The organism is Sphingomonas arabinosi (assembly GCF_036663715.1).
In the GTDB taxonomy this organism is placed as follows: Bacteria; Pseudomonadota; Alphaproteobacteria; order Sphingomonadales; family Sphingomonadaceae; genus Sphingomonas.
Map to the genome: position 1 here is coordinate 313761 of NZ_JAXOJN010000003.1, position 13634 is coordinate 327394.

Here is a 13634-nt window from a genome sequence, read left to right on the forward strand (position 1 = left end):
GTTTCCGTATCTTCAGACGCTTGCGACCAAAGCGGGCCTACCCACCCCCAGCCCCTCCCTTTCAGGGAGGGGAGAAGTTTAGCGGCGGGTGGGGGTGCGCCGGGGTTGCACCTGCCTCCGGGGCGGGCTCATTTTTCGAGCCCTCTCACAGCCGGTACGCCTGCTTGACGAGGTCATAGGCGAGCGCGCGGGCGACTTCGTGCGCTTCGTCCTCTTCGAGCCGGTGTTCGGCGACGAGTTTGGCGAGGAAGGCGCAGTCCATCCGGCGCGCGACGTCGTGGCGCGCGGGGATCGACAGGAAGGCGCGGGTGTCGTCGTTGAAGCCGACCGTGTTGTAGAAGCCGGCGGTCTCGGTCGCGCGTTCGCGGAAGCGGCGCATGCCCTCGGGGCTGTCGTGGAACCACCAGGGTGGGCCGAGGCGGAGCGACGGGTAATGACCGGCGAGCGGGGCGAGTTCGCGGGAGTAGGTGTCCTCGTCTAGGGTGAAGAGGATCAGGGTCAGCCGGGGGTCGTTCCCGAACCGGTCGAGCAGCGGTTTCAGCGCGCGGACGAACTCGCCGGGGAGCGGGATGTCGCCGCCCTTGTCGCGGCCGAAGCGGGCGAGCACCGAGGCGTTGTGGCTGCGGGAGACGGCAGGGTGAAGCTGCATCACCATGCCGTCCTCGACCGACATCGCCGCCATCTCGGTGAGCATCTGTGCGCGGAAGAGTTCGGACTCCGCAGCGGTCGGCTGCGCCATGACGCGGGCGTAGAGGGCTTCCGCTTCGGCGGGTGTCAGATCCGCGGTTGCCGCCGAGGGGTGGCCGTGATCGGTCGAGGTGGCACCGGCATCGCGGAAGCGGGCGCGGTGGAAGCGGTGCGCGGCGAGATAGCCAGCATAGCTGCCGACGTCCTCGTTCGCGGTCTCGCCGAAGCGGCGGACGTTGGCGGCGAAGCCCGGCGTCTCGGGGTCGACGACCGGGTCGGGGCGATAGGCGGTGACGACGCGGCCATTCCAGTCGCTCGCGCGGATCGCGGCATGGTGCTCGAGCGGGTCGAGCGGGCTTTCGGTGGTCGCGATCAGTTCGATGCCGAACCGGTCGAACAGTGCGCGGGGGCGGAAGTCGGGCGTCTTCAGCGCGGCGTCGATCGTGTCGTAATACACGTCCGCGGTGGCGGGTTCGAGGCGGACGTCGATCCCGAACGCCTCGGCGAACACCCAGTCGAGCCACATCCGCGACGGCGTGCCGCGAAACAGGGGGTAGTTCTCCGCGAAGATGCGCCAGATCTTTCGCGGATCGGTTTCCGTGATGCTGCCGTCGACCGTCGGCACCCCGAGCGCGTCGAGCGGCACGCCCTGGCTGTAGAGCATCCGGAAGACGTAGTGATCGGGGACGATCAACAGCGAGGCGGGGTCGCTGAACGCCTCGTTCCGCGCGAACCATGCCGGATCGGTATGACCGTGCGGGCTGACGATCGGCAGGTCCTTGACGCCCGCATGCAGTGCGCGGGCGATGTCGCGGGTGCGGCCGTCGCTGGGGAAGAGGCGGTCGGGGTGGAGGCGTAGCGGTTGGGTCATGCGAGGCGTTCCGGATCGACGGGGGTATAATGCGGTACGAGCAGGTGGATAACCAGCAACGCGACGAAATAGGCGCATCCGGCGACCACGAAGATCGGACCATAGCTGCCGACGCCGGCGAGGATAGTGCCCGCGAACTTGGCCATCAGCATGCCGCCGAATGCGCCCGCGAGCCCGCCGAGACCGATCACCGACCCGCCCATGCCGCGCGGGAACAGGTCGCCGGGGATCGCGTACACGTTAGCCGAGAAGCCCTGGTGGCAGGCGCACGCCAAGCCGATCGCCGCGACCGCCCACCAGAGGCCGGGTGCCTGCGCGGCAAAGATGATCGGCAGAGCGAACAGCGCGCAGGCGAACAACGCCGTCTTTCGTGCGCGGTTCGGGGTCGCCCCCTTTGCCAGCAACCGCGACGAGAACCAGCCGCCTGCGATCGATCCGACATCGGCGAGCACGTACACCGCGACCAGCGGGGGACCGAAATCGAGCATCTTCACGCCGTATTGCCGATTGAAGAAATCGGGCAACCAGAACAGGAAGGTCCACCACACCGGATCGATCAGGAAGCGGCCGAGCATGTACGCCCAGGTCTGGCGCAGTCGCAGCAGCGTGCGCCAGCGGACGGGCTTGGCGGCGGGGACCGGATCGGCCTCGATCCAGGCCAGTTCCTCAGGCGTGACGCGCGGATGCTTGCGCGGCGTGCGGTAGAAGGCGAGCCAGGCGACCAGCCAGAGCACGGTCAGCGCGCCGGTCGCGATGAACGCCATCCGCCAGCCGAACGTCACCGCGATCACCGGCACGATCAACGGCGTGAGGATAGCGCCGACGTTCGAGCCCGCGTTGAAGATGCCGATCGCCAGCGCACGCTCGCGTTGCGGAAACCATTCGTTCGCCGCAGCGAGTGCGGCGGGGAACGCCCCTGCCTCGCCGATCGCGAGCGGGATACGCGCGAAGATCATCATGCCGGCGCTGGTGAACAGTGCGTGCGCGACGTGACCGATGGTCCACAACGTCACCGCGACCGCATAGCCGATCTTCGCGCCGACCCGGTCGACGAACCGGCCGAACAGGACATAGGCGATGCCGTAGGCGGCCTGGAACGCGATCGCGAGATCGGCATAGCCCTGCTCGCTCCAGTTATAGCGCGCCTGGAGTTCGGGCTTGAGCACTGGCAGCACGAGCCGGTCGATATAGCTGAGCGCGACGGCGGCGAACAAAAGCGCGCAGACGATCCACCGCACCTTGCCGCGCGGTTTTTCGGTCGCTGGAGTAGCGGCCCCGTTCACCAGTTGCACAGCGTGCCATCCTCAAGACGCGCGACCGGGAGATAGGCGCGCTTGTAATCGTAGGTCGCGGCGAGATCCTCGTCGATGTCGACGCCAAGCCCCGGCGCCTCGCCCGGATGCATCATGCCGTCGTCGAAGCTGTACGCGTGCGGGAATACCGCATCGGTCTCGTCGGTGTGCGGCATATGCTCCTGCACGCCGAAGTTGGGCACCGACAGCCCGAAGTGCAGCGCCGCCGCCATCGCCACCGGTGACAGGTCGGTCGCGCCGTGGCAGCCGGTACGAATCTGATACAGGTCGGCAAACGAGGCGATCCGGCGCAGGTGCGTGATGCCGCCCGCATGGACGACGGTCGCGCGAATATAGTCGATCAGCTGGTTCTGGATCAGGTCCTTGGCGTCCCAGATCGAATTGAACACCTCGCCGACCGCGATCGGCGTCGTGGTGTGGTAGCGGATCAGCTTGAACGCCTCTTGGTTCTCGGCCGGCGTCGGATCCTCGATCCAGAAGAGGTTGTACGGCTCGAGCGCCTTGCCGAGCCGCCCCGCCTCGATCGGGGTCAACCGGTGATGGATGTCGTGGAGCAGATGCACGTCCCAGCCCATCGCCTCACGCGCGGCCTTGAACAGTTCGGGGACGACGCGGAGATACTTTTCGGTCGACCAGACGCTTTCGCTCGGCAGGTCGGCGTCGGCCGGCTCATAGCGCGCGCCGTGCTTGGCGACGCCGTAGGTCGAGGCGAGCCCCGGCACGCCGCATTGCAGCCGGATCGCCTTGTAGCCCTTCGCCTGCTCGGCCTTCGCGACCGCGATCGTGTCCTCGATCGTCGTGCCGTTGGCGTGCGCGTAGACCATGCAAGCATCGCGCGCCGCGCCGCCGAGCAACTGGTACACCGGCATGCCCGCGAGCTTGCCCTTGATGTCCCAGAGCGCGGTGTCGACTGCGGCGATCGCCGCCATCGTCACAGGACCACGCCGCCAGTAGGCGCCCTTGTAGAGATACTGCCAGACGTCCTCGATCCGGTGTGCGTCGCGGCCGATCAGGCACGGCACGACGTGATCGGTCAAATAGCTCGCGACGCTAAGTTCACGGCCGTTGAGCGTGGCGTCGCCGAGCCCGGTGGTGCCGTCGTCGCATTCGATCTTCAACGTGACGAAATTGCGTCCCGGACAGGTGACGATGACGCGGGCGGAAACGATCTTGGGCATCGAAGGTCCTTCAGGCGATTTCGAGAATAGCGGATTTGAGCTGTGCCGAACTCGGCCCGGCCATGATGGTGAACAGGCCGGGCTCGACGACCTCGCGCATGTCGACGTCCCACAATGCGAAGGCGTCGGGGCCAAGCGTGAAACGCAGCGTCCGCCGCTCGCCGGGTGCGAGCGTCACGCGTTCGAAGCCCTTCAGCTCCATCACCGGCCGGGCGACCGACGACACCTGGTCGCGGACATATAGCTGCACGACCTCGTCACCGGCGCGCTGGCCGATATTGGCGACGTCGACCTCGACGCCGACGCTGCCAGCGATGCCGATCTTCGCCGCCGACAGCCGCGGTGCGCTAACCTCGAAGCGCGTGTAGCTGAGGCCGTGCCCGAACGGGAACAACGGGGCCGTCTGCGCGAACAGATAGCCGCGCTGGGTCGAGGGCTTGCGGTTGTAATAGAACGGCACCTGGCCGACTTCGCGCACCACGGTGACGGGCAGCTTTGCGCCCGGATTGATGCGCCCGAACAAAGCCTCGGCCATCGCCGTGCCGCCCTCCTGCCCTGGATACCAGCATTCGAGGACCGCGTTCGCCTTCGCGATCACGCCCGGCCAGCTCGGTGGGCGGCCGTTGATCGCCGCGATCACGATCGGCTTGCCCAGCACATGCAGCGCGTCGAACAGCGCGTTCTGCTCGCCCAGCAGATCGAGCGTGGTGCGATCACCGAGATGGTTCTTCGAGAACCCCTCTCGGCTGGTCTGCTCGGTATCGCCGATCGCGAGGATGATCGTATCGACCCCGCGCGCGACCTCGACCGCCTCGGCGATCAGCGCGCGGTTCTTGACGGGATCCCCGAGCAGCACCTCGTCCTGCGAACGGTCCTCGCTCTGGGTGATGAACACGCCCTGCGCATGGACGATCGTCGCTGCGTTCCCCACGAGCGCACGCACGCCGTCGAGCAGCGATACCGTCTGGCGGGGCGGCGCGGAATAGCCGCCGAGCCGCGCGATCGCCGCATTGGGCCCGATCACCGCGATCTTGCCCTTCGGCGCGAGCGGCAGCGTGCCGTCGTTGGTGAGCAGGCACATCGATTTGCGTGCGGCTTCCAGTGCGACGCCGCGCGCTTCCGCGTTGCCGGTCAGGCGAGCGGCGGCGCGGGGATCGACCGCCGACTCCTCGAACAGCCCGGCGCGAAACTTTAGTGCGAGCATCCGCGCGCACGCCGCGTCGACCGCCGAGATCGGCACCGTCCCCGCCCTGACCTGTGCGGGCAATGTCCGGAAGGCGATCCCGTCCGGCAGCGCGCTGTCCACGCCCGCCTCCAGCGCCAGTTTCGCCGCCCCGCTCAGGTCGCGCGCGATGTGATGGATCGTGTCGAGTTCCTCGATCGCGCCGTAATCGCTGACGATCGCGCCCGAAAATCCCCATTCGCCGCGCAGCACGTCGCCGAGCAGCCAGCGGTTCGCATGGCTCGGCACGCCGTCGATCTCGTTATAGGACGGCATCACAGCGCCGATCCCGGTGCGCGTCACGACCGCACGGAACGGCGGGAAGAAGCTCTCGCGCAGTTCGCGCTCGCCGATCGGTGCGGGGCCGATATTGTTACCCGCCTGGGGCTGGCCGTGGCCGGTCATGTGCTTCAAAGTCGCGAAGACCTTGCCCGGCGCGAGGGTGGTGCTGTCGCCCTGCAAGCCCTCGACCGCGGCGACGCCCATTTCGCCGCAGAGATAGGGATCCTCGCCGAACGTCTCCTCGATCCGGCCCCAGCGCGGGTCGCGCGCGATGTCGACGACCGGCGACAAGGAGAGGTGACTGCCGTGCGCGCGCACCTCGCGCCCGATGATAACCTGCGCGCGGCGCATCAGGTCGCGGTCGAACGCGGCAGCCATGCCGATCGCCTGCGGGAACATCGTCGCATCGGGGGCCATGTAGCCGTGCAGCGATTCCTCGTGGAAGATCACCGGGATGCCGAGGCGGGTGCCGCGTGCCCAGCGCTGGACCGCGTTGACGAATGCGATCGTCGAGGCCGTTCCGCGCCACGCCGCTCCGGTGCCGCCGGCGACGGCCGCGATCGATGGACCGCCGCGCTTGTCCGACGGCCGTGTGACCTGTCCGAAGCCCGCGGGATACGCAGCAGTTGCGCGCGCCGGGTCGAAATCGAGCCCGCCCGGCGTCATCACATCCGCCTTGGTCGCCCAAAGTGAAATGGTCTGGCCAACTTTTTCCTCAAGCGTCATTCTGGCCATCAGGTCGCGGACACGAAGATCGACCGGCGCGCGTGCGTCGCGGTAGATCGGTGCCGCCGCCGCGGCCTGCGCGATGTCTGGAACGAGCCCTGCGATCGAGACCGAGCCGAGCAAGCCGAAAAGGTCGCGTCGCGTCGGCATGATGGTCGGCGCGATCGTTGCTGTCTTCGTACCGGCCAAGATTGTCTCCTAATGTGAAACGCGGCATTGCTGTCGAAGCCGTCGTCGTGATAGCGATAACATGGCTGATCATCCGCGATCCTGTCAATGTAGCGCGGAACGGCGGGAGAGGATTATGACGAAATTCGATCGATGGATCGGTAAGTTCGCACTGCTGTTCGGGGCAGTGATTGGTTTGACCGGACCGGCCCACGCCGAGGATGGCTATGACCTTTGGCTGCGATATCACGCGCCGGCGACGGCAAGTGCGCGCGGTGCCCCGATGGTCGAGACACGGGGCGATACGCCTACGCTGCGTGTGGCGGCGGCGGAACTGCGGCGCGGCGCGGGGCTGTTCGGGACGAGCATGCCGCCAGTCCTGCTGGCCACCGCCAGCGATCGCGACGTCGCGGCGCTCCGCTTGCCGCTGGCCGCGCTCGGCGACGAAGGATACCGCGTCGGACAGGTCACGATCGGCGGTCGCCGCACACTCCTCGTCACCGCGAACACCGATCGTGGTGTCCTGTACGGCAGCTTCGCGCTGCTGCGGCACCTCCAGACCGGTGGCAGCCTCGACCGCATCGACCTGACATCGAGCCCCCGCGTGAAGCTGCGCGTGCTGAACCATTGGGACAATCTGGATGGCGTGGTCGAGCGCGGCTATGCCGGTGTCTCGCTGTGGGATTGGTGGACGCTCCCCGACTTCCGCGACCCGCGCTACACCGATTACGCGCGCGCCAACGCGTCGCTCGGGATCAACGGGACCGTCCTCAACAACGTCAACGCGAAGGCCGACAGCCTGACCGCGCCGTATATCGCGAAGGCCGCGGCGCTCGCCGACGTGTTCCGGCCGTACGGGATCAAGGTGTACCTTTCCGCGCGATTCTCGGCCCCGATCGAGATCGGTGGCCTGAAGACGGCCGACCCGCTCGACCCGCAGGTCGCGGCGTGGTGGAAGGCGAAGACCGACGAGATCTATCGCAGCATTCCCGATTTCGGGGGCTTCCTGGTCAAGGCGAACAGCGAGGGCCAGCCGGGCCCGCGCGACTATCACCGCAGTCACGCCGACGGCGCCAACATGCTCGCCGCCGCGGTCGCACCGCATGGCGGGATCGTGATGTGGCGCGCGTTCGTCTATGCCGAGACCGACCCGGACGACCGCGCGAAACAGGCCTATACCGAGTTCAAGCCGCTCGACGGGACGTTCGCCAAGAACGTCATCGTCCAGGTCAAGAACGGCGCGATCGACTTTCAGCCGCGCGAACCGTTCCACCCGCTGTTCGGTGCCATGCCCAAGACGCCGCTGATGATCGAATTCCAGATCACCAAGGAATATCTCGGCTTCGCGACGCACCTTGCGTATCTCGGGCCGATGTTCGCCGAGACGCTGGCGAGCGAGACGATGCAGAAGCCCGGCGAGACCGTTGCGGACGTCGTCGACGGGTCGGTCGAGGGTCATGATCTGACGGGCATGGCGGGCGTCGCCAATATCGGGCGCGATCGCGACTGGGCTGGCTCTACGTTCAATCAGGCGAACTGGTACGCGTTCGGCCGGATGGCGTGGGATCCGACGCTCGGCGCCGCGCCGGTCGCTCGTGAATGGGCCGCGATGACCTTCGCGCCCTCTGCCAAGATCGTCGATCCGGTGGTCGCTATGATGATGGGATCGCGCGAGGCGGTGGTGGACTACATGACGCCGCTCGGCCTGTCGCACGTCATGGCGACGGGACATCATTATGGCCCGGCGCCGTGGGTGTCGGATCTCAAGCGCCCCGAATGGAACCCGGTCTATTACCACCGTGCCGACAAGAGCGGGATCGGCTTCGATCGGACGAAGACCGGGAGCAACGCGGTCGCGCAATATGCACCCGGACTGGCGCGCAAGCTGGCTACACCCGCGACGACGCCGGAGCGCGAACTGCTGTGGTTCCATCATGTGCCGTGGACGTACCGGACGGCCTCGGGTCGATCGGTATGGGCGGAAATGGTCCATGATTACGATGCGGGCGTCGGCTACGTGGCCGGTATGCGCCGGCAGTGGGACGGGTTGAAGACCGAGGTCGATGCCGAGCGCTGGACGAAGACCGCGACGTATCTGGCTGTCCAGGAGCGCGAGGCACACTGGTGGCGCGATGCGAGCCTTGCCTATTGGATGTCGGTCAACGGCCTGCCGCTTCCGGCCGGAGCGGCGGCACCCGCGCATGACCTAGCATGGTACAAGGCGCAGCACTTTCCGTACGCGCCCGGCAACCCGCAATAAGAACGGCGCGGAACAGCGCCGACACTATAGAAGAGGACGAGGACGCGATGATGAGACGGTGGCCGGTAGCGCTGGTGTTGGGCGCTCTGATCGTGACGGGCGCGGGCGCGCGGGACACGGCGCCCGCACGAGACGCGCATTGGATCGCGACATGGGGATCGTCGCAGATGATCGCCGAGGGGGACAATGCGCTGCCCGCCGATCGTGCCGGCGCGATCACGCTGCGGCAGGTGGTGCGGGTCTCGGCCGGCGGTGAGCACGTACGCATCCGGCTCTCCAACGCGTTCGGCACGCGGCCGCTGGCGATCGGCGGGGCGCACCTTGGCCGGCCGATCGCTCCCGGTACGCCGCGGATCGAAGGCGGCGCCCGGCTGACCTTCTCGGGGCGCAGCGACGCGGTGATCCCGGCTGGCGCGGAGATCTATAGCGACCCGGTCGCGTTCCCCGTCGCGGCGGGTGCCGATCTCGCGATCAGCCTCTATTTGCCGGACGCTGCCAGCCCGCAGACCGGCCATCCCGGCTCGCGCGCGACGAGTTTCACGCTGGCCGGCAACGCGGTGGCGGACGCGACGCTGGCGGGCGCGACGCCGACGACGCACTGGTATGCGATCGCGGATGTCGAGGTCGCTGCCGCGCCGACGGCGGGGACGATCGTCGCGATCGGCGACTCGATCACCGACGGTTACGGCGTGAAGCCCGAGCGCAACACCCGCTGGACCGACGTGCTCGCGCAGAGGCTTCGCGCAACGACGGCGACACGCGCGATCGGGTTGGTCAATGCGGGGATCGGCGGCAACCGCGTTCTGCTCGACGGGCTTGGTCCCAATATGGTCGCACGGTTCGACCGCGACGTCGTTGCGCGCAGCGGCGTACGCTGGGCGATCGTGCTGGAAGGGGTGAACGACCTCGGCGTGCTGACCCGCGACGCGCCCGCTACCCCTGCGCAACATGCCGCGATCGTTGCGCAAGTTACCGCCGGCTTTGCGCAGATCGTCGCGCGGGCGCATGCCCACGGGATCAAGGTGATCGGCGGGACCGTGATGCCGTTCGGCGGCAACACCTATTATCACCCCACGGCGGAGAACGAGGCGGATCGGCAGGCCGTCAACAGCTTCATTCGCAGTTCGGGCGTGTTCGATGCGGTGATCGATTTCGACAAGGTGATGCGGGATCCGGCGCATCCCGATCGGCTGTCCCCCGCGTATGATTCGGGGGATCACCTGCACCCGTCCGAGGCCGGCTATAAGGCGATGGGCGAGGCCGTACCGTTGAACCTGTTCGGCGGTTCGCGCACGCCTGCTCGGTCGCGGTCGGTGATCGGGGTTGCGGCGCCTGTGCCGGTCGGTCCTGGCGGGGACAAGGGTCCTGCCATCGCGATCACGTTCGACGATATCCCGGCGCATGGTCCGCTCGTGCCGGGGCAGACGCGGGTGGATGTGATCCGGGCGATTGCCGGGGCGCTGGCCGCGGCGAAGGCGCCGGCGTTCGGGTTTCTGAATGCGGGGTTCGGGCTCGATGCGCCGGACGATGCTGCGAAGGCGATCGCCGCTTGGCGTGCTGCCGGGCTGCCGCTCGGGAATCACACCTATTCTCATGCCAATCTCGATACGGTGGGCGCGGCGGCGTTTGCGGCCGATATCGGGCGGAACGAGGCGCCGCTTGCCGCGGCTGCGAAGGGGACCGACTGGCACTGGTTTCGGTATCCGTTCCTGTCCGAGGGGCGTTCGCCAGCGGTTCGCGAAGCTGCTCGTGCCGACCTCAGGGCTCGGGGGTACCGAGCTGCGGCGGTGACGATGAGTTTCAACGATTTCAGCTGGAACCCGGTCTATGCCGCCTGCTCGGTCAAGCGGGATGGCGGGGCGATCGCCAGGCTGGAGGCTAGTTTTCTGGGCGATGCGCGGGCTGCGGCGTTGGCGGCGCGGGCGCGGGCCAAGGCTCAGGTGGGACGGGATATTCCCTATGTCCTGCTGATGCACGTCGGGGCGTTCGATGCGCGGATGTTGCCGAAGCTGCTCGCGCTGTACCGCGAGATGGGGTTTCGTTTCGTGACGCTGCCCGACGCCGAAGCCGATCCCTATTACGCGCCGGCGGTCGACCTTTCGCTGCCGGGACCGACGCCGTCGCTCGCCGGCCCGCCTGCCCTGCCCGCGCTGGCCGGACCGCCGGCGGGCCTGTGTAGCTGAGTGCCGCCCCTCTCTCCTGCGGATCCGGAGAGAGGGGTTTCACGTCACTTCTCGTTGAGCGCCGCCTGCGCCGCTGCGAGGCGAGCGATCGGGACGCGGTAGGGGCTGGCCGAGACGTAATCGAGGCCGACCTTCTCGCAGAACGCGATCGACGCCGGATCGCCGCCGTGTTCGCCGCAGATGCCGAGCTTGATGCCCGCCCGCGTCTTGCGCCCACGCTCGGCGGCGATCTCGATCAGTTCGCCGACGCCCTCGACGTCGATGCTGACGAACGGATCTTTCGCGTAGATGCCCTGCTCGACATAGGCGCCGAGGAAGCGCGAGGCGTCGTCTCGGCTGACGCCCAGCGTGGTCTGCGTCAGGTCGTTGGTACCGAACGAGAAGAACTCGCCGACTTCCGCAATTTCACCAGCCCGCAACGCCGCGCGGGGGAGTTCGATCATCGTGCCGACGAGGTATTCGATCGTCCGGCCCTTTTCGGCGAACACGGCCTGGGCGGCCTTGTCGACGACCGCTTTCATCAGTTCCAGCTCGCGGCGGGTGGCGACGAGCGGGATCATGACTTCGGGGATCGGGGCCGCGCCGGACTTCTCCGCGACGTCGACCGCTGCCTCGAAGATGGCACGCGCCTGCATCTCGTAGATTTCGGGATAGGTCACGCCGAGACGGCAGCCGCGATGGCCGAGCATCGGGTTGAACTCGTGCAGTTCCGCCGCGCGACGCTTGAGCATGTCGACGTCGACGCCCGCCGCGGTCGCGACTTCGGCGAACTCGGATTCCTCGTGGGGGAGGAATTCGTGGAGCGGCGGATCGAGCAGGCGGATCGTTACCGGCAAGCCGGCCATGACCTCGAGGATTTCGGTGAAGTCCTTGCGCTGTTCGGGGAGCAGCTTTTCGAGCGCGACGCGGCGACCCTTCTCGTCCGAGGCCAGGATCATCTGGCGGACGTTGGTGATGCGGCTGCTCTCGAAGAACATGTGCTCGGTGCGGCACAGGCCGACACCCTCGGCGCCGAATTCGCGCGCGACGCGGCAATCTTCCGGCGTCTCCGCATTGGCGCGGACCTTCAGGCGGCGGACCTCGTCGGCCCACACCATCAGCGTCGCGAAATCGCCCGACAGTTCGGGCTGCACGGTCGCGACCGCGCCGATCATCACTTCGCCGGTGGTGCCGTCGATGGTGAGCAGGTCGCCCTCCTTCACCTCGCGGCCACCACAGCGCATGATCTTCGCCTTGGCGTCGATGGAGAGCGTGCCGGCGCCGGAAACGCAGGGGCGTCCCATGCCGCGTGCCACCACGGCAGCGTGCGACGTCATCCCGCCGCGCGCGGTGAGGATGCCCTTGGCCGCGTGCATGCCGTGGATGTCGTCGGGCGAGGTCTCGGTGCGGACGAGGATGACGGCCACACCGTCGGCGGCCTTCTTCTCAGCGGCATCGGCGTCGAACACGACTGCACCCGAGGCTGCACCTGGCGATGCGGGAAGGCCCTTGGTCAGGACGTCACGGTGCGCCTTGGGATCGAGCGTCGGGTGGAGCAGCTGGTCGAGCGCCATCGGCTCGACGCGCAGGATCGCTTCCTCGCGGGTGATCAGCCCCTCGTTGGCCATGTCGACGGCGATCTTCAGCGCGGCCTTGGCGGTGCGCTTGCCGGCGCGGGTCTGGAGCATCCAGAGCTTGGTCTTCTCGACCGTGAACTCGATGTCCTGCATGTCGCGGTAGTGGTTTTCGAGCGTGTCGAACACGTCGGCGAGCTGGTGATACACCTCGGGCATCGCCTCTTCCATCGACGAGGCCTTGGCGCCGGCGTCTTCGCGCGCGGTCTTGGTGAGATACTGTGGCGTGCGGATGCCGGCGACGACGTCTTCGCCCTGCGCATTGATCAGGAACTCGCCGTAATAGGCGCGGTCGCCCTTGGACGGGTCGCGCGTGAACGCGACGCCGGTCGCCGAGGTGTCGCCCATGTTGCCGAACACCATCGCCTGGATGTTGACCGCAGTGCCCCAGCCGCCGGGGATGTCGTTGAGGCGGCGATAGACTTTCGCACGCTCCGACTGCCACGAGCCGAAGACCGCGCCGACCGCGCCCCAGAGCTGGTCGTGGACGTCCTGCGGGAAGGGCTTGCCCCAGAGCTTCTCGACGAGGGCCTTATACTCAGCGACGAGTTTGCGCAGGTCGTCGGCCGAGAGTTCGGTGTCGAGCGTGAAGCCCTGGTCTTCCTTGGCGATCTCCAGCGCTTCCTCGAACGCGCCGTGATCGAGTTCGAGGACGACGTCGGCGTACATCTGGATGAAGCGGCGATAGCTGTCCCAGGCGAAGCGCGCGTCCTCGGACTTGGCGGCGAGGCCTTCGACGGTCTGGTCGTTGAGGCCGAGGTTGAGGACGGTGTCCATCATTCCAGGCATCGAGGCGCGGGCGCCGCTCCGGACGGAGACGAGCAGCGGGTCGGCGGGATCGCCGAACTTCTTGCCGGTCACGCCTTCGATGTGCGCGAGGCCGGTCGCGACCTCGTCGCGCAGACTCTGCGGGAACTGGCCGCCTTCGTCGTAATAGACCGCGCAGAAATCGGTCGAGATGGTGAAGCCCGGCGGGACCGGCAGGCCGATCGATGCCATCTCGGCGAGGTTCGCGCCCTTGCCGCCGAGCAGGTTCTTGTCGCCCTTGCCGCCATCCGAAACACCGCCGCCGAAGCGATACACATATTGGGTCATGGTCGGTCCTCTAAGTGCCTGTTTTCATTAGCAGGG

At 67.5% G+C, this 13634-nt stretch carries 7 protein-coding genes; 2 read left to right on the top strand and 5 right to left on the bottom strand.

What is annotated here, in order from left to right; translation table 11 throughout:
• Window positions 1–145: 145 nt before the first annotated feature.
• Genes uxaC through U1708_RS07065 form a run of 4 tightly spaced genes read right to left on the bottom strand, consistent with a single transcriptional unit; the run spans window position 146 to window position 6429 of the window.
• Window positions 146–1558: a glucuronate isomerase gene (gene uxaC / locus U1708_RS07050; protein WP_332744108.1), complete on the bottom strand. Its 1413-nt coding sequence runs from the start codon at window positions 1556–1558 to the stop codon at window positions 146–148.
• A complete protein-coding gene (locus U1708_RS07055; protein ID WP_332744555.1) occupies window positions 1555–2844 on the bottom strand; it encodes an MFS transporter in 1290 nt (429 codons plus the stop codon). Before U1708_RS07055 ends, uxaC begins: the two co-directional genes overlap by 4 nt.
• Complete coding sequence (gene manD, locus U1708_RS07060) at window positions 2838–4049, bottom strand: D-mannonate dehydratase ManD (RefSeq protein ID WP_332744110.1); 1212 nt, start codon at window positions 4047–4049, stop codon at window positions 2838–2840. The genes U1708_RS07055 and manD overlap by 7 nt, the downstream gene beginning before the upstream one ends.
• Window positions 4050–4059: 10 nt before the next feature.
• Window positions 4060–6429, bottom strand: coding sequence for a glycoside hydrolase family 3 N-terminal domain-containing protein (locus U1708_RS07065; protein WP_332744557.1), 2370 nt, complete (start codon window positions 6427–6429; stop codon window positions 4060–4062).
• A gap of 154 nt (window positions 6430–6583) precedes the next feature.
• Here U1708_RS07065 and U1708_RS07070 point away from each other — a divergent pair, with 154 nt between their 5' ends.
• Complete coding sequence (locus tag U1708_RS07070; RefSeq protein ID WP_332744112.1) at window positions 6584–8707, top strand: alpha-glucuronidase family glycosyl hydrolase; 2124 nt, start codon at window positions 6584–6586, stop codon at window positions 8705–8707.
• Window positions 8708–8757: 50 nt separating this feature from the next.
• Entirely contained in the window at window positions 8758–10890 is a 2133-nt protein-coding gene (locus tag U1708_RS07075) for a GDSL-type esterase/lipase family protein (RefSeq protein WP_332744114.1), read from the top strand.
• A 44-nt stretch (window positions 10891–10934) separates the two neighbouring features.
• Here the strand turns inward: U1708_RS07075 and ppdK are convergent, their stop codons facing one another.
• Window positions 10935–13598 carry a pyruvate, phosphate dikinase gene (gene ppdK, locus U1708_RS07080; RefSeq protein WP_332744116.1) on the bottom strand — a complete coding sequence of 888 codons (2664 nt, stop codon included), beginning with the start codon at window positions 13596–13598 and terminating at the stop codon, window positions 10935–10937.
• Window positions 13599–13634 lie beyond the last annotated feature (36 nt).